Source organism: Metabacillus sp. RB-C-LZQ-3-1 (genome assembly GCF_058315175.1).
This window is the reverse complement of the sequence record NZ_JBZFLI010000003.1, coordinates 245,715-269,014: the sequence shown is the minus strand read 5'-3', so window position 1 is coordinate 269,014 and position 23,300 is coordinate 245,715. Positions and strand designations below refer to the sequence as shown.

The following is a 23,300-nucleotide window of genomic DNA, read 5'->3' as shown; positions in this document are numbered from 1 at the left end:
ACTTCCTATTGAAATCTAATGAATAGCTTCATCCCTTATAAACGAGTCCCGAAATTTCCCCGGTGAGCAGCCAACCTGCCGATTAAATAAACGAGTGAAAAATGCAGGGTCATCATACCCGACTTCCATTGCAATTGAAATTATCTTTTCATTTGATTCAGTAAGAAGGCATTTTGCTCTTTCAATTCGAATTTGGTGGACAGCCTCAATGACTGTTTTACCAGTCTCCTCTTTAAATACTCTGTTAAGATGTCTGGAACTTATATTGAATAAATCAGATAAAATAGCAAGAGAAACCTTTTGATCATAATGTCTTTCCAAATAACCGCAGATTCTTTGAACAAGCATCTTTCTTTCCTGAATACGCATAACGGAATGGTTTGTTGATGTATTCTGCTGCTCTCCATAAATTCTAGATAACTGAATGAGCAATTGGATTAGTTGTAGTCGGATAAGCGTTGGGTAGCCGGTCCTCTTTTCCTCAAAGTCATTTGATATGCCATCTAATAGAGAAAGAACACGTACCGTGTCATTCCCCTTTAAATGTAAAGAATGATGGAAACGCTCACGTTTATCTAAAAATGGATGTATATAGTAATAGTCCATTGACTCAGATATTCCTAAATTACGCAACCAAACTTTGTTAATAAAAGACGGCATAAAGAGACAGTTTATTATCTCTAGCCTTTTTCCTGGCTCAATAAAATAAGTATGTACTTCGCCAGGATTAATAATAAACACATTTCCGGAAGAAACATCGTAATGTTCTCCTTCAAAAATATGCTTTGCCTCGCCATCAACTACATAAACTAGCTCTACAAAATCATGACCATGGACAGGCGGCATATTAAGGTTAGTATGAACATAGCGATGAATACAAAAGGGAAATTCTTTTACCTTCATATACTGGCTACTATTGTATCTCAATACGATTCCGCCCCTCTTTCCATCCAATATTCTCAGTGAATTCTTACAGGCTATCAGCTATCGACATCTTACAATTTAAAGCTATTCTGTTGGGTATGCCATTGTCGTAAACAACGCTAACGCTTCCTGAGAAGTGTCCAGCCTGCTATGCTGGACAACGATAGGAACATTGCTATCTACTTTTATTGCATACGGTACATTTCTTGGTACTTGGTTTCCTTTTTGATCTTCAATTTTATCTAGACGTATATGATGTGTTCTCTTTGCTCCACATTCTGTGTTAAAGCTTTCCATTGGATCTCGATCCTCAAAATAAAAGGTTAACTGAATTGATGCATGTTCTTCTGTTAAATTTAAAACACATACTGCTTCATGGCTAACCTGTTCACCTATACTTTTGGGCTGCAAAAAACCATCTGGGATAATCCAGCTTTTCTTTCCGATCATTGCAGCATTTCCTTTTTAATTTGAGGAACCTCAATAACGGCACCATCCTCCATCTGAGAGCGGATTGCAGCTTCAATAACCTCTTGACCTGCTAATGCATGTGCACCGGAAGCCTCGATTTGATCAGGTGCTACCCCTTCTTTCACTTGTTTAACAAAGTGGTCAAGTCTATTTTTAAATGTCTCTTGGAAACTACTCACACCTGTCATAATTGAATTACGAAGCACCAACAACTCATCACTTTCATGTGGGTAAAAAGTGAAGTTTTCATAAACATTATCGATCACAAACCTGCCTTTATTGCCTGCTACTTCACAATATTCAATCGGATGGCGCCCAGCAGAATCATAGCTTCCTGTTAAATGACCTACAGCGCCAGATGCAAACTGAAGATTGATAGAAGCAGTGGACCAAATATTCCGTCCAGGTGCTTTTGTCATAAAGGACTGAACTCTTTTAATATCACCTGCAAAATAACGTAATACATCGACTGAATGCGGATGCAGGGCACGAAGATGGAACCACGGACTTGTTTCATTCGGATTTTGAATCGTTAGTTTCATATTTAAATATAGTAGTGACCCTAGCTCACCACTTTCTATTAACTCTTTTCCTTTATAAGCAGCAGGAACAAAACGATGGTTTAAATTGCTAGCTAATCGGACATTTTTCTCTGCTGCTAAACGGACCATTTCTCTTGCTTCTTCAATATTATTCGAAATCGGCTTTTCTACTAAAACATCCTTTCCCGCTTCGATCGCGATAATAGCAGATTCATAATGGTCTCCTCCATTTTCTTCTCCCGCTGTTGCAATGCTGACAATATCAATCTCATCTTGCCTTAACATTTCTTTCATGTCCGTATAGACCTTACATCCGTATAAATCCCCCATCGCTTTTGCTCGTTCTTCAATAAGATCGCATGCAGCAACAAGCTCAACATCCGGGTTTTGACTATAGTAGCGACAGTGAATTTTCCCAATATTTCCAACCCCAACGACAGCAACTTTTAACATGTTACATTCTCCTTTCTTTCCTTAGCTTCCTGGAATAAACGGCTTAAATATCCATGACTTTCTGCTGCAATTGCAACAACCTTTGGTAATTCATAATTTTTTGCACCGATGATCTCTAAAACAGTAGCACCTTCATATCCAACTTCCACCATTTTATTTACTACTTCTTTTAAAGGAACAGTCCCTCTACCTGCAATTTGATATTCTGGTGCCGCAATCGTCAACTGTTCAATAAAAGTATCCCGAATATGACTATGAATAATATGATCTTTAAGGGCTTCAAAAGCAGCTACCGGATCATCACCAACACGTCCGACGTGCGTTGCATCAAAATTCAATCCAAGAGCCGGATGTTTCACTTCATTCATAAGACGAAGAGCTGTTTTTGTATTATAAATGCTTTGGCCATAATGTAATTTAAGGGCAAATTTTATCCCTGCGTCACCTGCTGCTTGAGCTAATTCCTCTATTGCTAGAATAGAAGCTTCCGTTTTCTCTTCATTATCAGACTCACCGGCACTTCCTACCGTGACAATAGGAATGCCTAATTTTGCCGCTCTCTCAAACACTCTTTTAGTCCGTTCCATATTTTCCGGTACTAATATATTTGTAGCAGCTTCAATACAATACATGTCTAGATCGGCCTCTTCAATCACCTTCCTTATTTCAGATAAATCTTCATCACTTGCTGTATCACTTAAGTGCTCTGCCATCCCAACTATAGAAGCTAATTCGATTCCTTTGTATCCGCTAAATTTGATATACTTGACAGCTGTTTTTAAATCATATCCGCCAAATAGTACTGAATTAACGCCAAGTTTCATTCTTATCTCCCCTTTATCTGATTGTTATCCCTAAAACTGAATCCGTTTACATTTTTAGAATCCTTTGCAGGCTTCCCACCCCTATATCTACATAGTAAACTGAAAAGATTCTCGGCTCATTGTTTATGTGGCCTTCGCGAGGGTCTATTAAGCCATTTATTAATTGATGTTTATCCTTTCACTGCTCCAGCTGTCATTCCAGCCACAATTTTCTTATTAAAGAATATGAACAGAATCAGTGGCGGAATTGAGATTAATAGAACATCTGCAAATAATAAATGCCAGGAAGTACCGTACATACCTAGGAAATTATAAAGTGTTAACTGGACGGTTGCATTTTCTGCACCCGGAAAAAAATAAAGCATGTTTTCAAAATCGTTATAAATTTGGATGGACGATAAAACAATAATTGTTGAAGTTACTGGCTTTAATAACGGAAAAATAATTTGGAAGAACAACCTAAAACTACTGCATCCATCTATTAAAGCAGCCTCATCAAGTTCACGAGGAATGGTTGCCATAAATGCTTTGTATAGTAAGCATGCAAACGAGAAATGCAAAGCGGATTCAAGTAAAATAATTCCCGGAAAGGTTTTAAACAATCCAATTGACTGGAGAACCCATATTGTTGGTACAATAGCAGGCGGTATCATTAATCCCATTAGAATGAGATAATTTGCCTTCTCAGTTAATTTACTAGAACGGCGCTGTAAAACAAAAGCAGCCATTGAGCACACAAGAATTAAAATCGCTAACGAACAAATCGTGATAAATGCACTATTAAAGAAGGCTCGAATAACTACACCATCATTTACAGTAAGAACCTCTTTATAGTTTTCAATAAAGTGAAACGTACTTGGCCAAGATAAATTCATCGCAGCAGCTTCTGTGCTGTTTTTAAGTGAATTAATGATAACAAAGTAAAAAGGGATTCCGAATATAACGAGTGACACCAAAACGGCAAAGGTTTCAATTGATAATAGTTTTAGATTCTTCATTCCGCCTATTCTCTTTGCTTTTGCTTGAGTTTGATAGTTATTTTGAATAACTACATTGCTATCTTCATGCTTGATACTCATATATCCACCTCTTTACGATTAAGCAGTTTAAATATTGGAAAAGCAATTAAGCCAACAAACAGGAATAAAAGCACATTACCCGCTGTTGCAAGTCCATAAAATCCACCAGCATATTGTTTATAAACAATTGATGCGAGTAAATCTGTTGTGAACCCTGGTCCACCACCCGTCATTGCCCAAACGAGATCAAAAGTACGTAATCCGCCGATTAATGCAAGAATGATAACCGTATTCATAGCAGGTCTTGACAATGGAAGGGTTAAATGGATAAATTCTTGGAAGGAAGATCCTCCATCAATTTTTAGTGCTTCATAATAATGTTTTGGTATAGCCATAATCCCTGCAATGAAAATAACCGTTGCAATTCCGACACCTTTCCATACGTCAACCATAGCAACTGAAAGAAGTGCGATTTTCGTATCACCCAACCAGTCAATTCCCGGAATGTTTAATAAACCTAACCCTTTATTAATGAGACCTAGAGTAGGATGCATCATAGCTTTAAACACAACTCCAACTGCAATGGTACTTAACAGAACTGGGAAAAAAACGACAGATCTTAGATATCCTTTGTTGCGAATTTTGGAGCAGAGAAAAATAGCGAGCAAGAGCCCGATAACTACTTTTAAACCCATTGTTGTAAAAGCAAAAATAAGCGTATTTTTAAACCCAATCCGCAGGGAGGGCTCTGAGAAGAAGTTAATATAGTTTTCAAAACCGATAAACTCCCAATCAAAAAGTGTCCACCTTGTTAAGCTAAAGAATATGGACATAAAAGTTGGCGCTAAAAAAAATACAGTGTAAATAATAGCTGCAGGTATGAGAAAGGCGTAAGAGTACATGTGTTTTGAAACATTATTCAATATGATCCCTCCTAATTCCTTAAAGAATTGAAGAGGCTAAAAAACTTAAGTAACAGACATTTTTGTGTCAGCCTCTCCTTCATTTTTTATCTAATAAGTAATTACCAGCCTTCTAGTCCAAGCTGTTGTGCTTGCTTCTCAACATCTTTGTCATACATCTCTGCACCTTCTTTAGCAGGTGTAATGCTGCCGCCAACTTGTTGAGTAATTTGCGGTAAGTTAGCACCTTTAATCGGAGAAACGAATTCAAGCGCAGGGGCTACTTTCCCTTCTTCAAAATATGGCATCATTTCCTTTACAGCTGCATATGCGTCATCTGGAATAGCTGCACCTTCAATAACAAATGGTCCAATGTTCTTCGCTTTAGATGCATAAATTTCAAGACCCTCTGGAGAAATAAAGAATTCTAACCATTTCTTCGCAGCCTCTAGATGTTCTGTTTTATTATTAATAAGGACAGCACTAGGCATCCATGTTGTAAACCCATTTACATCCGGATGATCACTTGGTTGTGGAAAAACACCAATATCATTCACTTTATCCGGATAGTTTTCTGCAATAATTGGAAGTGCTTGTGTTAACATTGGGTAATGAGCGCCTTTTCCCTCTGCAAGCATTTGAATACCTTGGTCATAGGTTGTTGCATTAAAGTCTTCATTTAAATAACCCTTTTCCCCAACTTCTTGCAGTTTTTCAAATCCTTGTAGAGCAGCTTGGGATGTTGCATATTTTGCTTTACCAGCAGTGTAGTCCTTTGCGAAATTTGGTTCTTGAGCCTGCACATTATAGTAATCAGCAAGCAAAATCAGCTGTGATGTCCAACTAGTCGCATAAGACCCAATGACGGCAGTTTTACCAGATTCTTTAATCTTTTCATTATTGGCCATTAACTCATCCCAAGTCTTCGGAACTGAAAGTCCTAGCTCTTCATATATTTTTTTGTTATAAAGCCATGCACCTACTTGACTAGAAGAAGAAGGAATACCAAAAACCTTTCCATTTTCACTTACTACTTCTTTATAGGAATCCATTACTTTGTCCATAAATGGTTCATTCGTTAAATCAACGAAATGCTGTTCTGGATTAAGTGTTTTTAACAATGAACCTGAGTTGAAAATGGTTAAATCGGCCATATCTCCAGTTGCTAGACGTGTTTTCATAATATTTTCTCCTTCTGGTCCACCTGGGTGTAATTCAACTTTAGTTTTAATATTTAGCTCTTCTTCAATGGCTTTCACTACTGCTTGGAAACCAGGAGTATTGGCTGTTTCTCCCATCAACATTGTAAGTTCAATTGTCCCTTCAGAGTTAGAACTGCCGCTTGATCCACTCGTCTCTTCATTTCCACCGCTACAACCTGCAAGGATTGTTGAGAGTAACACACCAGTTGTGATAAATTTAGCTAGTTTTGATTTTATTTTCAGCATCGATATTCCCCCTTGATTCCAAAAGTTTTCACGTCTAACGAATAGTGTAGAAAATTGTTGATACTTGTTGAAACCGCTTACATTTAGTTCGTAATTGAATTATTTTCTTTTTATTCCCCCTGAATGTTCGATTAATCATCAGTACTTAAAGTCGTTATTCAACACCTCCTTTAAGCATTACTCAATTGACTTAGTATTCAGAAAATAGCAGATGTTTTTACTATGTGAAAAATGAATTTATATGAGGTTCATCCTGATAGATCATGTTTTTTGTTCTCTAACTAGATGATTAATTGAAAGTATTATTGTATAACTTCTTTTTTAACTTGAGGTACTTCTATAACAGTTCCATCCTCCAAATGCGATCGTATCGCTGCTTCAATTACTTCCTGACATGCAAGAGCATCATATCCAGAAGCATCAATTTTATCTGGGGCAACTCCTTGCTTTACTTGATTAATAAAATGATCCAGTCTATTTTTGAATGTTTCATTAAAGCTTCCAACACCTGTCATAATAGAATTCTGCAGTACTAGTTGCTCATCTCTTCCATGAGGATAAAAGGTTAATTTTTCATACACATTATCTATAGTAAATCTGCCCTTATCTCCTGCAACCTCACAATACTCTATCGGATGTCGCATAGACATGTCATAACTTCCTGTCAAATGTCCAACTGCTCCAGACACAAATTCAAGATTAATAGAAGCTGTTGACCAACTCGTCCGTCCCGGTGCCTGTGTTAAAAATGCCTGTACCCGTTTAATCTCCCCTCCAAAATAACGTATAACATCTATAGAATGAGGATGTAACGCTCGGAGATGGAACCATGGAGTCATATCCTTTTGGTTTTTAATAGTAAGCTTCATATTAATAAATAATAGAGTTCCTAACTTACCGCTATCAACTAACTCTTTGCCTTTATGTGCAGCCGGAACAAAATGATGATTGAGATTACATGCCAACCGAACATTCTTTTCAGCAGCCAAATGGACCATTTCTCTAGCTTCTTCAATATTATTAGAGATAGGTTTTTCAACGAGGACATCCTTCCCTGCTTCAATTGCCAAAATAGTTGGTGTGAAATGATGTCCTCCATTTTCTGTACCTGCTGTAGCAACACTTACAATATCAATTTCTTCATTACTTAGCATGGTCTTCATGTCCGTATAGAACCTAATTCCATACTGATCCGCAATTGCTTTTGCTCTTTCTTCAATCAAATCACATACACAAACAAGTTTAGTATCCGGATTTACCATATAGTTTTGACAATGAATTCTACCAATGTTATTAACCCCAACAACAGCAACTTTAAGCATTTTTTGCCCCCTTTTTCGTAAAATAATGGATTCCTACCCTATAAGGATGATTGTCTTTTCTTAAGTATGTTCTTTAAAGACATTTAAAGCCTTTCTTGTCTTTATATTAATACATATATTTTGGGACATCATGGTCTATCTGGCCTTCTTTTTGTTCTAAACGAAACTTTCAAAGTAGGTTACTAAATAAAATCCCTCACTCTTATTAATAGAAAAACCTAAACCTTAATATTTAAGGCTTAGGCTTTTCATGACCTTATCTCTTTGAAAGTACTTCTTCCTCATACTTCTTCACATCTTCCAACCAAGTTTCCTTTACGGGAACTCCCATTTGGTCACAATAGTAATCCCAAATGGCACCGAATGGATATGTTTTAAATTCTTCCATTAATGCTAATCTTTCTGTGAAGTTTCCTTCTTCTTGAAGTTGTTTAAGGTGAGCGTTTGGTACAAGCATTGCATATAATAATGATTTAATCATATTACGTGTTCCGATTGTCCATGCTGCAACACGGTTAATGCTTGCATCAAAGAAATCCAGACCAATCATGACTTTATCTAAAGCGTCGTTACGCACAATTTCAAGGGCGATTTCTTTTAGTTCATCATCAAGTGTGACAACGTGGTCACTGTCCCAACGAACTGGTCTTGATACGTGTAACGCAAGTTTATCGCTATAAAGGAGCATAGATGAAATTTTATTTGATACAGTTTCTGTTGGATGGTAGTGACCAGTATCTAGTAAACATAGTTTATTATTTTTTAGTGCATAACCCATATAAAATTCATGGGATCCAACTACATATGCCTCAGACCCAATTCCAAATAATTTGCTTTCTACGGCATCGATATTGTATTGCTCATCAATTTGCTCTTCGAATATTTTATCCAATGATTCTTTTAAACGTACTCTTGGGGTCATGCGATCACTTGGAACATCTTTGTAGCCATCTGGAATCCAGATATTCGTTAATGCTGGAGTTCCTAATTCTTTTCCGAAGTACTCGGCAATTTTACGGCTGGCAATACAGTGATTAATCCAAAATTCGCGGATTTCTTGATCTGGATGTGCTAATGTTAAACCATCAGCAGACTTTTCATGTGAAAACAATGTTGGGTTAAAATCAAGTCCTAAGCCGTTTTCTTTTGCCCAATTTACCCAGTTTTCAAAATGCTTTGGTTCTAATTGGTCACGTTCAACGACTTCACCATTTGTTTCTGCATAAATAGCATGCAGGTTGACACGGTGTTTCCCTGGAATTAATGATAATGCTTTTTCTAAATCGTTTCTTAGTTCTTCAGGAGTTCTGGATTTACCTGGGTAATTTCCTGTTACATCAATTCCTCCAGATAATTCACCTTTATTTACTTCAAAGCCGCCAATATCATCACCTTGCCAACAATGAATTGAAATTGGTACTTGTTTTAATTGCTCTAGCACTTGATCAACATTGATTCCCCATTTTTCATATTCCTTTTTGGCTAATTCAAAGTTTTCTTTTACTGACATCTTCATCATCCTCTCACGTATTGTTGTTTAAATGTTTTCACTTCAAAAGAGTCTTTAATTGTTGATCTTGCTTCTTGAATCGTGTTGATTTCGCCAAGAGCCATAAATTGGGCTACAATATTTCCAATAGCTGTTGCTTCTACTGGTCCTGCACAAACCTCTTTGTTTGTCACATTGGCAATCATTTGGTTTAGCATTTCGTTTTGACATCCACCGCCAATGACATTTACTTTCGGAAAGTTTTTCTCAAAAATTTCCTCAATTTCTCTAATCGCCTGTTTATAACTTTCTGCTAAACTATCATACACACATTTTGCGATTTGACCTGGTGTTTGCGGAATTGGCTGATTTGTTTGCTGACAGTATGCTTGAATTTCTTTCACCATATTGTCAGGCTTTAAGAAACGATTGTCATCAACATTAACGATTGACTCGAATTGTTGTTCTTTTTCAGCCAGTTTTACTAATTCAGCAAAAGAGTATTTGTCATCATAATTTCGCTTTACTTCTTGAATCATCCAAAGTCCCATGATATTTTTCAGAAAACGATAGCGATAATCGATGCCGCCTTCATTTGTGAAGTTGTATTCAAGCGCTTGCGGAACACAAATTGGGAAACGATTTTCGACTCCGATTAATGACCATGTACCAGAGCTAATATAAATCGTATCGTCTACCTCAGGTACTGAAATAACAGCTGATCCTGTATCATGTGTTGCTGGCAAAACCACCTTCATATCAAAGCCAAATTCCTCAACAAGCTCTTTTGATAATGTGCCTAACACTGTTTTTGGCGGTAAAATCTCATGAAACATTTCTTTATTAATCCCTAATTTGTCGAGCAGTTCATGATCCCATTTTTTTGTAAAAGCATTTACAAGCTGTGTTGATGTTGCATTTGTGTACTCATTCGCTTTTTTCTCTGTTAATAGAAAATTGAAATACTCAGGAATCATTAAGAATGATTTTGCTTTTTGTAGAATCTCTGGTGATTTTTGTTTTAACGCATATAATTGATAAATCGTATTAAATTTCTGAAATTGAATACCTGTTTCAAAATACAGCTTTTCCTTTGGAATGATAGAAAAGACCTCTTCCATCATCCCATCAGTTCTTGGATCTCTATATGCGACCGCATCTGTTAAGAGGTTATCATGCTCATCAAGTAAGACATAATCAACTGCCCAAGTATCAATCCCAATGCTATCCGGCTTGATATTCCGTTGATTGCATTTTTTTATCCCAACCTTGATTTCTTGAAATAACGCCTCAATATCCCAACAAAAATGATCATTTTTTTTCACGATCTTATTTTCAAAGCGATGAATTTCATCTAAATGTAATTTTCCATTTTTTAAATGTCCAAGAATTAACCTACCACTTGAAGCACCGATATCTACCGCTAAACTATATTTACTCAATTTTACACCTCTTCTCTGAAAACGCTTGCTTTAATTATATTTTAAGTTATATACCCGGAAGTTCCTATATCTTGATTCATTAATTTTATTGTCCTTATTTGCCTTGATAAAAATAGATAAAAAAAGTCATATCTCTACCTTTTTATAGTAGTGATATGACTATTTACTAGATAGCTGCTCTCGAAACTTTTTAGGTGTATAACCATATTTGCCTTTAAATACTCGATAAAAATAGCTAATATTTTCGTATCCTACTTCTTCTATGATCGCTGAAATCGATAGGGATGTATTCTCTAATAACTCCTTCGCAATCGTTAATCTTTTTTCTTGAACAAGCTCTTTAAAGGTAAATTTTGTTGATTTTTTTATTTCTTTACTTAAGGTGTAGTGAGGTTGATTTAGTTTTTCTGCCAATTCATATAAAGAAGCGTGACGAAAATGTTCTTCAATATATTTTAACGATTCTACAATAATATAATGCTTGTTTAAATCTTGATTATATCTCACCTTATCAGAATTCTTGATAAGTTCTACCATTAATAATCCCATATATAACTTTATTGTTGATTCAGATAACATTGAGGGATTCATAATTTCCACAATAATTTTCCTAATAAGCTCTTGAACACTTTCAACGTCTGATACAGCAAAATGTAAATGTTGTCCTTGCTGTGTTTGGTCGAATAAGCTGCTAATTAAAAAGTTTGATATCAAATTCTCTGTCGTTAAGTAAGAAAAAATAAACGAAAAAAATTCCGGTTTAATGATAAAATTTATAATAATGTCTTCTTCATCACATGCTTCAAGTTCATGTTCAATATGTTGATTAAGAAATAATAGATCCCCCTTTTTCAACTCCATACGTTCATTTCCAACCGTTTGGGTAAGGGAACCATTAAAAACATAATTGACTTCTATATAGTTATGCTTGTGCTTCGGGAAGTGCACAAATCTAGTGTGTTTTCGTACCATGATCATTGTATTTTGATTTAAAAATCGTTCTCCTTCAACAATGAAATGTTCTTGGCTTGTATAAAGCTCCTTTTGTACTTCCTTTTTTTGCTGAAGCATCAATTTTTCTTCATCATTTAGTTGTAATAGCTCTTGTAAAAGATTATCATTCATTTCGTTCCCTCATTTTTATATCAGACACTCTTACCATTTACTGCTTAGGTTACCCCAAAGAAATCATATCGTTTATAGCAAAAAACGGAATAGCCTCCACTACTCCGTTTTATCCATTTATCCCAACTGTTTTTACTTGAACGCCTTTTTCCTCTAAAGCTCTGTAATAAGATTCATCAATATGATCATCTGTGATGACAAAACCGATTTGCTGAATATCCGTAATTTGGGCAAAAGTTCTTACTCCAAACTTTGTGGAATCTGCCATCAAAATGGTTTGGTCTGCAATTGACATCATTTGGCTTTTTAGTAAGGCTTGCCACTCGTTTGAATCACTTAAACCTGCTTTAATGTGTACGCCTTTACATGATATAAACGCTTTGTTTACATGGTACATATTGAGTGATCGTTCAGCTAAAGGACCCACATAGGAAAGAGACTTTGGTTGGAGCATCCCTCCGGTTGAAATCACTTTAACCTGTTCTTTTTTACTCAGCTCTATCGCTACTTTGATTGAATTTGTTAAAACAGTTAAGGGCAGATCAGGCATTTCCTTTGCCATATACCATGCCGTTGTACTTGCATCAAGAACGATCTGATCACCTGGTTGAATAAGTTTTACTGCCTCAATAGCAATTGCTCTTTTTTCAGCCGCATTTGTAATTTCACGTTCAGCATACGATACTTCTGTTTGCTCGTCTTTTATACTGACAGCTCCACCATGACTGCGGCGAAGCAGGTTTTCTTTTTCTAATTTTTCTAAGTCACGTCGAATGGTTTCTTCCGTTACTTGAAAAATCTTACTTAATTCTGTCACGCGAACACTTAACTTTTCATTCACAACTTCAACAATTTTTTTGTGTCTTTCTGCTACAAGCATGGTTCTATACCTCCTGATACTACTTTCTAAAAAATGAGGTCGAGCTTACTTGCTAAAAGAGATAGCTCTTATGCTTGTAGGCTCTAAATATTATTATGACATAGTATTAGTTTAAACGCATAGTGTTTTACCACTAATACTATGTCATAATACTGATAAGAAAAGCGCAAGCGCCTTGGTTAGCCCAGACAGGCACATAAGGACGCTATGGGATAGAAGACGCACTTTGTCTTTTAATTCCTTAGTGGCTTATGACCCCGAGGGGCTAGGCGCTGGAGCTAGACACTAACACTAAGTACAAGTATCTGATCTTGTTACAAAACTTGGCATATCGCCAAGTCCTATGGCGAAAGCCTTAAAATTTTTATACTTACTTACAGTATAAAACAAGGTGTAAAAGAATCTCTATTCTGTTACACCTTGTTTTGAAATTTATTATCTAGTAAACGCAGCCGGAACTCCACCATCAACTGTTAACATACATCCTGTTGTACGATCTGATTTTGATGATGCAAAGAATAAAATCGATTGTGCGATATCCTTTGGATAGATATTAACAAGTAATGTTGTACGTTTACGATAGTGTTCTTCTAATTGATCTGGATGAATTCCGTATGCTGCTGCACGCTCTTCTCTCCAGCTTGATCCCCAAATTGCAGATCCTTGAAGTACGGCATCTGGAAGTACTGAGTTAACGCGGATACCAAACTCTCCACCTTCGGCTGCAATACACCTTGCAAGGTGAGTCTCCATTGCTTTAACAGAGCTGTATGCTGCTGCATTTTTCCCTGCATACACGGAATTTTTAGAACCGATGAACACCATGTTTCCGCCAGTTCCTTGTGTTTTCATTTGTTTGAACGCTTCACGAGCAACTAGGAAATAACCTGTACCAAGAACGTTCATGTTTAGATTCCACTCTTTTAAAGATGTTTCATCAAATGGGCTGGAAGTTGCTAGACCTGCATTGTTTACGATAATGTCAACACCACCGAAAGTTAAAGCTGTTTGTTTGAATGCTTCTTGAACTGCTTCTTCACTTGTTACATCCATTTTTACAGCTAATGCACGGCCCTCTCCATATTGTCCATTGATTTCTGCTGCTACCTTTTGAGCACCTTCCAGGTTAAGGTCAGCTATGACAACATGTGCACCTTCTGCAACAAATTGACGGCAAGTTTCACTGCCGATTCCACCAGCACCGCCTGTTACAAATGCTACTTGTCTTGAGAATTCTGCTTCTGCTGGAGCTAATGATAATTTGTATAGCTCTAATGGCCAGTATTCTACATTGAATGATTCATTTTCATTTAAAGAAACAAAGTTTCCTAGAGTTGTAGAGCCTTTCATAACTGCAATTGCACGGTGATATAACGCACCACTTACATTTGCCATTGCAATGTTTTTGCCAGTGTTCACCATTCCGATACCAGGAATTAAAATAACACGTGGAGCTGTTTCTGAAATTTGGTCACCTTCGTTTTTGTTTCTTTCGAAGTATGCTTTGTATTCTTCTTTAAAGCTCTCAATTCCAGATTTTACTTTTTCGATTAAACTAGCAACATCTTGTTCTTGAGGATTCCAGTCGATGAATAGTGGTGTCATTTTTGTATGAACTAAGTGATCTGGACAAGCTGCACCAACTTGTGATAATTCAGGAGCGTTGTTGCTGTTTACAAATTGTAGAACATCTTCAGCATCATCGTAAGTTAAGAGCATTTTCTTTTCTTCGCTAACAGCACCGCGAATAACAGGCATTACTTGTGCTAGAGCATTTTTACGATCTTCTTCAGAAAGTGCCTCGTATTTTTGACCACCAAATACGTTTTCTTCTACTAATCTTGCTTTGATATATTGTTCTGCTTCATTAATAACAGAAATTGTTTTTTCATAACTTTCTTCAGCTGTTTCACCCCAAACAACAAGGCCATGTTTTTCCATCAATACTAATTCTGCGTTAGGGTTGTTTTTTACACCTTCTGCGATCATTTTTGATAAAGTGAATCCAGGTCGTACATAAGGTACCCATACGAAGCGATCTCCATATATTTCCTCGGCAATTTGTCTGCCATTGTCTGCACAGCATAAGCTGATAATCGCATCCGGATGTGTATGGTCAACATGCTTGAATGGTAAAAATGCATGTAATAAAGTTTCAATAGATGCACGTGGGTGCTTGCTATCGATCATGCAGTGTGCAAGGTAAGCAACCATTTCTTCATCTGACATTTCATCACGCTCGATTAATGGGCGAATGTCTTCCATTCTTAAGCCAGTGAAGTTATGCGCCTTCATTGTTGCTAAATCTGATCCGCTTCCTTTAACATACATTACCTCTACGTCACGGCCACGGAAGTCTTTTTCAACCGTTTTCATTGATGTGTTACCGCCGCCCCAGTTACAAACGGAACGATCTGAACCTATTAGGTTAGAGCGATAAACCAGCTCTTCTACTCCTTGAGATAATGAAGCTGCTTTTTCTTTATTCCATAAACTTTGTACCACTTTGTTTCCTCCTCTATTGCGTTTATATCTGTTTTTGTTTGATTATCTGTTTTTAATTATATACTATGTTTGTTTATTTTTGAATATGTTTTTTGTTTATTTTTGAATTTATTTATCTTCCACAAGAATATATGTTGCTTTTATTGGACCGTGAACCCCTACAATAAGATTCAATTCGATGTCAGCACTATTACTAGGACCTGTTATAAAATCAATACAAGAAGAAATGCTTTTGCCTGCTTGAACCTGCTTGTTAATATACGCAGTAGCCTGCGTCATTCTTGGAACAAGCGTGCTTTTTGGTACAATAGCAATGTACGTTTTTGGTAATAAGCTAACAGATCTTCCTTTGTTTTCACTGCTGAATAAAACAACTGTTCCTGATTCAGCTAGTGTTATATCACTGAATGTAATCCCAACATCTGCTTTTTCTGCGGCTTCAATGTTTTTTTCTTTAAGAACCGGGTCCCATATATGAACATCCATTTTCTCTTCAGACAGTTTATCTAAAAGTCCTTCTTCCAGACCAAATTCTTTATGACGCTCATCTTTCCACGTGACAATACTTCCAACCTCATATTGCTTGAAAACCTCACGAATTTTTTGTGGAAGTTCTTTTGTATTTGTTTCAATGAATTGAGTATGAATGACCTCACAATGCTTTTTTAGCACCTCTACTAATTCATCTTGTGTTGCATCTTTTAACACATCATATTGAGGGGTCGTGGTCCATTGTGGTTTTGCGACTGATGTTCTTCTCTCTCTTCCCAGTTTTGCAGCAACTGTACTAAGAAATGAATCACGATTGTGTATTTGTCCTTCTGCCATCTATTATTCCCCTCCCTTCTCTCTCTTTTTATACCAGTCTCTAAATCTTTCTTTATTAGGAGCCGGGAAATCACGCACATCTGTCCAAGGCTTCATTGGGCCTGGTCCTTTTTGAATGCTATTGGATTGGGTAAAAGGTGCCATGACAGAAGATGCTGATTTCGTTCCTGCTTTGTATATGCTTGGTGAACTCGCTGCTAGCTGGTACCCTTTCATCGCAAGCTTTTCTCCAAATGGAGATTTCTTTTCATCTTCAACAATTTTCCTGCGATGCTTTATCAATAATTCATGAAGAGGGATCTTCACCGGACATGCATCTGTACAAGCTGCACATAATGATGATGCATATGGCAACTCTTTATAATCCTCATATCCACCAAGTAATGGTGTTAAAACAGCACCAATTGGTCCTGCATAGATCGATCCATAAGAATGACCGCCGATATGACGATACACCGGACATACATTCACGCATGCTGCACAACGGATACAATGAAGTGCACTTTGGAATTCTGTTCCTAATATATTTGATCGGCCATTATCAACAATAACAAGATGAAATTCTTCTGGGCCATCAACGTCGTCCTCGTCCTTTGGCCCTGTTAATCCTGTAATATAACTTGTTAGCTTTTGTCCGACAGAGCTTCTGCATAACAGACTAACAAGAATATCTAATTCTTCCCACGTCGGAACAATCCGCTCCATCCCCATGACTGTAATTTGCGTTTTTGGTAAAGCGGTTACAAGTCCTGCATTTCCTTCATTAGTAACAAGGCTAATAGACCCTGATTCAGCAACAGCGAAGTTACAGCCTGTTATCCCAAGGTCTGCACTTAAAAATTCTTGTCTTAATTGTTCCCTTGCAAAAAGAGCAAGTTCTTCAGGAATTTCGGATTTATCATAACCTCGTTTTTCTTTAAATGTGTCACGTATTTGCTCTTTATTTTTATGAAGAGCAGGGACAACGATATGGGATGGCGGATCATGATCATCAAGTTGAAGAATATATTCACCTAAATCTGTTTCGATTACCTCACAGCCTGCTTTTTCTAAGGCACTATTTAAATGAATCTCCTCTGTGACCATTGATTTTGACTTTACAACTTTCTTGGCTTGTTTTTCCTTCGCCACTTTTGTTATATATTCATTCGCCTCTTCTTTAGTCGAAGCAAAGAACACATGGCCTCCACGCTTTTTCACATTTTCACTTAATTGCTCTAGATAGTAATCAAGATTTTGAAGTGTGTGTGTGCGAATTTCTTCACCGAGCTTACGCCACTCTTCCCAGTTTCCAAGCTCTTCTGCTGCAGCAAGTCTCTTTCCTTGCATTCTTTCTTGTGCTGACACAACAGCATTTCTCATAAAGGTATTATTTACACCTTTGTCTACACGTTCAAAAAACTTTTCATCACTTATTTTCATCGCCATCTTACTTCACCTCGCTGTTCAATACTTCTGCGATATGCATCACTTTAATCGGCTTTCCTTTTCGATTAATTCTCCCGCCTATATTCATCAAGCAGCCGCAATCAGCACCAATCAATACCTCTGCACCCGTTTCTTCAATATGTTTTACTTTTTCATCAACCATTTGCTCTGATATTGGGACCATTTTCACCGAGAACGTCCCGCCAAATCCGCAGCAATCATGACTATTTGGAAGTGGTTTTACATCTAAACCCTCAACATTATCTAACAGTTTCCCTGGTGCATTTTTAACTCCGAGTAAACGAGTCATATGACATGATTTATGATATGTTGCACAAGCTGGTAAACTAGCATTCACATTTTCTATTTTTAATACTTCAACAATAAATTGTGTTAATTCAAATGATTTCTTAGCTAGTTTTTCTGCCTTTTCTTTCCATTCTGGCTCATTTTCAAAAAGATGGCCATATTCACGTAGCATGGCAACACATGAACCAGACGGTCCTACCACATAATCCGAGTTCTCAAACGTACGAATCATGTGCTTTGCCACTTCTTTTGTTTCTTTATGATATCCGCTGTTAAAAGCTGGCTGTCCACAGCATGTTTGCTGTTCAGGAAAATCAACTACACACCCAAGCTTTTCTAAAAGCTCTACAGTATGCTTTCCAACGTTTGAATAAAAGACATCTGCTAAGCATGTAATAAATAAGGATACTTTCATTTCTAAATTCCCTCCGTTCATTTAGGAGCAGTCTTTTTTTATTGATTATACTACTAAACCCACAAAATATCATCCGTTTTTATTTGTTTTTTTTGTTTTGTTTTTATTTTTATTTGAATTTAGGGGGTTTATAAGAGAGGTTCAAAAATTGGGACATCTATTTATCAGGCTGTTTTCGCAACTTTGCCGTTATAAACTTAGTGTTGCGAAAGGTTGATTTCTGCTACAGGATACTCTCTTTTCATAAGGCGAGCGGTGACTTCCTCGGAGTACAGCTCCTGCGGGGTCTCACCACCTATCTCGCTACTCCAGTTCTTGCTCCAGCACTTATCCAGCAATAAAAAAGCTGTTGAGCATAACTTAGCTCAACAGCTTTTCCAATCATTATTCAGTTTCTGTTTCGGATTCTGTTTTATCCTTTTCAATAACTGATTTTACTTTACTATAATCATACTTGGAACGATCAACAGGATTAAAACCTTGTGGTGTGTAGAAGCGTAAAAGGTCTCCTTCAACAAGTTTATCAGAGTAACTTAATTTCATCTCTGCAATCTCTTGAAGCTGTTTTACCTCTTCTGTAGCTTCTATTTCAGTTCCAGTAGCTGAATCATAGTATTTGCCACCAGTGTACACTACTTCCGGACTTACAAAGTCACCATTTCTAAATGGAACTAGCTCATCATGTTCTTCTGATAATAAGTCTGTTCCAAATTGTACATACTGTTTTGTATCGATTCCTAGTAAGTGCATTAATGTAGGAAGAAGATCAATTTGACCGCCATATTGATGCATGGTGCCTCCTTCAATTCCAGGTGCATGAATAAATAATGGAACTCGTTGAAGACCTGCACTATCAAATGGCGTTACTTCTTTTCCTAATACTTTAGACATTGCTTTATTATGGTTTTCTGAAATACCGTAATGGTCACCATACATGACAACAATCGTATTTTTATCTAAACCAGATTCCTTTAGGTAATCAAAGAATTCTTTTAATGCCTCATCAGCATAACGTGCTGTCTGGAAGTAATTATCAACTGATGTATCTCCCGTTGTATGAGGAGCAATCGTTGCTAATTCTTGATCCATTTTATAAGGATAATGGTGTGTTACTGTGATGAATTTTGTATAAAACGGTTGTGGCAATGATTCAAGTAATTCTTCAGATTGATTAAAGAATGGCTTATCCATCAATCCATATTCAGCAAGATCTTTTGGATTTAACTCATAATATCTTGAATCAAAGAAATAATCATATCCAAACGATTTATAAATTTCATCACGATTCCAGAATGAACCCTTATTACCGTGGAATACAGCTGAAGTGTATCCCTCTTGACCTAAAATAGCTGGTGCAGCTTGATAGGTATTTAAGCCTTTCGTTGAAAAAGCAGATCCTTGCGGAAGCCCAAACAACGAGTTTTCTAACATAAATTCAGCATCAGCCGTTTTCCCTTGTGCTGTTTGATGGAAAAAGTTATCAAAATACAACGTGTTAGAATCCTTTGTTAAAGAATTCAAGAACGGTGTTACTTCCTCTCCATTCAACTTATAGTCGATTAAGAAATTCTGAATCGATTCTAAATGAAGATAAATAACATTCATCCCTTTTGCAGCACCAAAATATTCTGGATTAGGGCTTGCATAGTTAGAACGAGTATAGTTCAGAACTTCTGTAATATCATTACTATCTGCCATTGCACGTTTGGCAGATGCTCTAGTACTTTGTACAGCATCATAAATCGTATAGTTGTACATTCCTAAATATTTCACGATATAGTTACGGTCAAATGTTCTTGTCAATAGTTGTGGTCGATCTTTTTCAGCTAATCCGAGATTAATACTAGTAATAAGAATAGCTGCTAATAGCACTGTTCCCACTTTTCTAAGCTTAATGTCTGGAGCATGGTTGTTTTGGCGGCGTAATAAAATTCCTAACACAAGCACAATAATTGGATCCAGGAACATTAAGATATCAGTTGGATTCAATAATGATGTCACACTCGTACTAACATCTCCAAAGTTTTGAGTCTGAGTCAATGTAGGTAATGTAATAAAATCACTAAAGAAACGATAATACACAACATTGGCAAATAATAAAAAGCTCATTAAAAAGTCAAATACAATTAACCACAGTAATTTTCTTTTTCTTGATAATAATGATAACCCAAGGAACAAAAGAGCTGATCCTAATGGATTTAAAAACAGCAAAAACTCCTGTAAACCATTTTCTAAGCCTAAATTAAATTCATTATGTTGAACGAAATATGTTTTTATCCATAATAATAAAACAGCTAAAAAGAAAAGGCTCATATAATTATTTTGGATGTTATGAAAAAACTTCCTCATTATTTCACCTCTTGTTCTAAATCAAAGTCATTCAATTATTCTATTAGATTTTTAAGATTATGTAAAGAGGAGATCATACACCTTATTATTCCAATGGGTTTAAAGATCTATTTTTAAAAGGAAATGTGAAACTTTAATCAAATTTATTATGCGGCTTTAATAGATGAAAAATAATAGGGAGATTTTAGGGGATGTATAAGAAGGATCACAGCATATGTCTGCGATCCTTCTATCAGTAAATAACTTAATATGCCGTCCATCCAGCATCAGCTGTAATAACTGTACCATTAACAAAACTAGAGTCATCACTTGCTAAGAATAAAGCAACCTTAGCAATTTCTTCCGGTTGTCCTACCCGAGGGTTTATTCCCAATCCTGGTTGGATACGCCCCATCCCAAATTGATTAACTCCCGTCATAGAAGCTGAGATATTTGTTTCTACCCCTCCTGGAGCAATTGCATTACATCTTATTCCTTGTCCAGCATACATATAACCAGTATTTTTTGTAAATCCAACAACAGCATGTTTTGAAGCGGTATATGCAGCACCTGCTCGTGCCCCGTATAAACCTCCTGCAGAAGCGATATTAATAATGACTCCATTTTCTTTTTCTAAAAATATTGGTAATACTTTACGAGTACTTCTCATTACACTATTTGTATTAATCGCAAATATTCTTTCCCATTTTTTATCTTCAATATCACCAGCAGGCTCAAAATTATCCATGATACCAGCATTATTAACAAGGACATCAACTGTCCCATAAGTTTGAACAGCTGTGTCAATAAGATTTTGAATATCATCCTCTTTAGCCACGTTTGCTAAGACAGCGGTCGCTTCTCCTCCCGCAGCTTTAATTTCTTGAACAACTGCGTTTGCTGCCTGGTCATTAATATCAGATACGATCACTTTAGCTCCTTCTTTTGCGTAGAGAATCGCTATTTCCCTTCCCATACCAGAAGCTGCACCAGTTATAACTGTTACTTTGTTTTGAAGTTTCATTATAATTCCTCCTCTCTGATATCGCTTACATACAATTAAACAACATTTGTTTATTATCTTTTCTCTTTTATAGTATGATGAATATGGTAAGCATTCAATCAGCAAATAAACCTTGATTTGTTTGTTAAGCAACATTTCTTTATCGTTTGTCTACTAATGTATGTTTTTTGGACAATAGGAGGGCATTATGTACAACAAAAATCACTCTGTAGATCGAAGAATCATCAAATCGAAACAAGCTCTAAAAAAGGCTATGATCTCACTTATGCAGGAAAAGAAATTTAAAGAAATTTCCATTAAAGATATTGTGAAGTGCGCAGACTTAAACAGAGGAACTTTTTATAAACATTACCAATATAAGGAAGATTTATTAGATGACATTATGAATGATGTGATTGATGACTTAATTGCCTCTTTCCGAGAGCCCTATATAGGGAAAAAGACATTCGAAATGGAAAAATTAACAATTGCTTCTATTAAAATTTTTGAGCACGTAGAAAAAAACAGAGATTTTTATACATTAATGGTTAGATCAAATGTCTTATCCGGGTTTCAAGTGCGTATTTGTAACGTAATAGAAAATTTAGCTTTACACGATTTACAGGCACAGCCTCTTGATTCAAAAATTAACCGTGAACTACAGGCTAGTTATCATTCCTATGCCATATTAGGTTTGATCATCGAATGGATAAATGATGGGTTTACATATAGCTCTACTTATCTCGCGGAACAATTACTTGAGATTTTAAGGTATAATAAGGTCGATACTGTTTTTGAATTAAACATCAATGAATAATAGTTGAATTTTATATAATTACTACAACCAAGAGAGGTTAAAAGATGACACCAGATCAATTTAGTCTAAAAGATTTAAAAAAAGTTAAAGTTGAATTAACAAGATTTATGATGGCCTACCAATTCGCTTTAGATGAAGTTAATACAAAAATTAATATATTGAAGGATGAATTCACATATATTCATGACTACAATCCAATTGAGCATGTGAAGTCCCGCCTAAAATCACCTGAAAGCATCTTAAACAAAATCATAAAAAAAGGTTGCTCTTTGTCATTAGATTCCATTAAGGAGAATATTCGGGACATAGCGGGGATAAGAATTAACGTTTCATTTATCTCAGATATATATGAAATTAGCAAGATGCTCTCAAGCCAAAAAGATATTCGTGTGATCGAATATAAAGATTACATCAAAAATCCTAAGCCAAATGGATACCAGAGCCTTCACATGATTTTAGAAATTCCTATTTTCATGTCAGATCGCGAGGAATTAGTAAATGTAGAAGTTCAAATCCGTACGATTGCAATGGACTTTTGGGCAAGCTTAGAACATAAAATCTACTATAAATATAATAAAGGAATTCCTAAAGAATTGAGGCAGGAGCTTAAAGAAGCTGCAGATGTCGCTGCAAAGCTTGATAAGAAAATGGAGCGCCTTAATCGTGAAATTAATGCTTATAAGGAATCGGCAAATGAACAAGAAAAAGCTGATCCAATTATTACGATTGATAAAAACCAATTTCAGCTTCCGTTAGCGTTAATTGAATCTTTTATTTCAGAGAAGTGATTATGATCATACCGTCTTCCTATTTGAAGACGGTATTT

At 36.3% G+C, this 23,300-nt stretch carries 20 protein-coding genes; 2 read left to right on the top strand and 18 right to left on the bottom strand.

Annotated elements, in window-relative coordinates; all coding sequences use genetic code 11:
- Positions 1 to 15 precede the first annotated feature (15 nt).
- The 18 genes from AC4GZ8_RS06745 to AC4GZ8_RS06660 all read right to left on the bottom strand — a co-directional run bounded on the left by AC4GZ8_RS06745 (position 16) and on the right by AC4GZ8_RS06660 (position 21,678).
- On the bottom strand, positions 16 to 927 hold the full coding sequence (locus tag AC4GZ8_RS06745) for a helix-turn-helix domain-containing protein (RefSeq protein ID WP_491081051.1): 912 nt from the start codon (positions 925 to 927) through the stop codon (positions 16 to 18).
- A gap of 81 nt (positions 928 to 1,008) precedes the next feature.
- On the bottom strand, positions 1,009 to 1,374 hold the full coding sequence (locus tag AC4GZ8_RS06740; RefSeq protein ID WP_491081050.1) for a sensory rhodopsin transducer: 366 nt from the start codon (positions 1,372 to 1,374) through the stop codon (positions 1,009 to 1,011).
- Positions 1,371 to 2,390, bottom strand: a complete 1,020-nt coding sequence (locus tag AC4GZ8_RS06735; RefSeq protein WP_491081049.1) for a Gfo/Idh/MocA family protein — start codon at positions 2,388 to 2,390, stop codon at positions 1,371 to 1,373. The genes AC4GZ8_RS06740 and AC4GZ8_RS06735 overlap by 4 nt, the downstream gene beginning before the upstream one ends.
- Positions 2,384 to 3,214 carry a sugar phosphate isomerase/epimerase family protein gene (locus tag AC4GZ8_RS06730; RefSeq protein ID WP_491081048.1) on the bottom strand — a complete coding sequence of 277 codons (831 nt, stop codon included), beginning with the start codon at positions 3,212 to 3,214 and terminating at the stop codon, positions 2,384 to 2,386. Before AC4GZ8_RS06730 ends, AC4GZ8_RS06735 begins: the two co-directional genes overlap by 7 nt.
- 170 nt (positions 3,215 to 3,384) lie before the next feature.
- Entirely contained in the window at positions 3,385 to 4,293 is a 909-nt protein-coding gene (locus AC4GZ8_RS06725; protein ID WP_491081047.1) for a carbohydrate ABC transporter permease, read from the bottom strand.
- A complete protein-coding gene (locus tag AC4GZ8_RS06720) occupies positions 4,290 to 5,135 on the bottom strand; it encodes a carbohydrate ABC transporter permease (protein WP_491081202.1) in 846 nt (281 codons plus the stop codon). The genes AC4GZ8_RS06725 and AC4GZ8_RS06720 overlap by 4 nt, the downstream gene beginning before the upstream one ends.
- A gap of 122 nt (positions 5,136 to 5,257) precedes the next feature.
- Positions 5,258 to 6,583, bottom strand: a complete 1,326-nt coding sequence (locus tag AC4GZ8_RS06715; RefSeq protein WP_491081046.1) for an ABC transporter substrate-binding protein — start codon at positions 6,581 to 6,583, stop codon at positions 5,258 to 5,260.
- A 302-nt stretch (positions 6,584 to 6,885) separates the two neighbouring features.
- Positions 6,886 to 7,905 (bottom strand): Gfo/Idh/MocA family protein, encoded by a 1,020-nt coding sequence (locus AC4GZ8_RS06710; RefSeq protein WP_491081045.1) that lies wholly within the window; start codon positions 7,903 to 7,905, stop codon positions 6,886 to 6,888.
- Positions 7,906 to 8,161: 256 nt separating this feature from the next.
- Positions 8,162 to 9,415, bottom strand: a complete 1,254-nt coding sequence (rhaA, locus tag AC4GZ8_RS06705) for an L-rhamnose isomerase (protein ID WP_491081044.1) — start codon at positions 9,413 to 9,415, stop codon at positions 8,162 to 8,164.
- Positions 9,416 to 9,420: 5 nt separating this feature from the next.
- Complete coding sequence (gene rhaB / locus AC4GZ8_RS06700; protein WP_491081043.1) at positions 9,421 to 10,836, bottom strand: rhamnulokinase; 1,416 nt, start codon at positions 10,834 to 10,836, stop codon at positions 9,421 to 9,423.
- A gap of 159 nt (positions 10,837 to 10,995) precedes the next feature.
- A complete protein-coding gene (locus tag AC4GZ8_RS06695; RefSeq protein WP_491081042.1) occupies positions 10,996 to 11,961 on the bottom strand; it encodes an AraC family transcriptional regulator in 966 nt (321 codons plus the stop codon).
- 109 nt (positions 11,962 to 12,070) lie between these two features.
- Positions 12,071 to 12,841 (bottom strand): DeoR/GlpR family DNA-binding transcription regulator, encoded by a 771-nt coding sequence (locus tag AC4GZ8_RS06690; RefSeq protein WP_491081041.1) that lies wholly within the window; start codon positions 12,839 to 12,841, stop codon positions 12,071 to 12,073.
- Between the two features lie 435 nt (positions 12,842 to 13,276).
- Entirely contained in the window at positions 13,277 to 15,346 is a 2,070-nt protein-coding gene (locus tag AC4GZ8_RS06685) for a bifunctional aldolase/short-chain dehydrogenase (protein WP_491081040.1), read from the bottom strand.
- Between the two features lie 108 nt (positions 15,347 to 15,454).
- Positions 15,455 to 16,174, bottom strand: a complete 720-nt coding sequence (locus AC4GZ8_RS06680; protein WP_491081039.1) for a LutC/YkgG family protein — start codon at positions 16,172 to 16,174, stop codon at positions 15,455 to 15,457.
- A 3-nt stretch (positions 16,175 to 16,177) separates the two neighbouring features.
- The gene (locus tag AC4GZ8_RS06675; RefSeq protein WP_491081038.1) at positions 16,178 to 17,602 is read right to left on the bottom strand and encodes a LutB/LldF family L-lactate oxidation iron-sulfur protein; all 1,425 of its coding nucleotides are present in this window, start codon (positions 17,600 to 17,602) and stop codon (positions 16,178 to 16,180) included.
- Between the two features lies 1 nt (position 17,603).
- On the bottom strand, positions 17,604 to 18,326 hold the full coding sequence (locus AC4GZ8_RS06670) for a (Fe-S)-binding protein (protein WP_491081037.1): 723 nt from the start codon (positions 18,324 to 18,326) through the stop codon (positions 17,604 to 17,606).
- 384 nt (positions 18,327 to 18,710) lie between these two features.
- Positions 18,711 to 20,675, bottom strand: a complete 1,965-nt coding sequence (ltaS, locus tag AC4GZ8_RS06665) for a lipoteichoic acid synthase (protein WP_491081036.1) — start codon at positions 20,673 to 20,675, stop codon at positions 18,711 to 18,713.
- A gap of 244 nt (positions 20,676 to 20,919) precedes the next feature.
- Positions 20,920 to 21,678: an SDR family oxidoreductase gene (locus AC4GZ8_RS06660; protein ID WP_491081035.1), complete on the bottom strand. Its 759-nt coding sequence runs from the start codon at positions 21,676 to 21,678 to the stop codon at positions 20,920 to 20,922.
- 187 nt (positions 21,679 to 21,865) lie between these two features.
- Between AC4GZ8_RS06660 and AC4GZ8_RS06655 the strand changes: the two genes are divergently transcribed.
- A complete protein-coding gene (locus AC4GZ8_RS06655) occupies positions 21,866 to 22,474 on the top strand; it encodes a TetR/AcrR family transcriptional regulator (RefSeq protein WP_491081034.1) in 609 nt (202 codons plus the stop codon).
- Positions 22,475 to 22,518: 44 nt separating this feature from the next.
- Positions 22,519 to 23,262: a GTP pyrophosphokinase gene (locus AC4GZ8_RS06650; RefSeq protein WP_491081033.1), complete on the top strand. Its 744-nt coding sequence runs from the start codon at positions 22,519 to 22,521 to the stop codon at positions 23,260 to 23,262.
- Positions 23,263 to 23,300 lie beyond the last annotated feature (38 nt).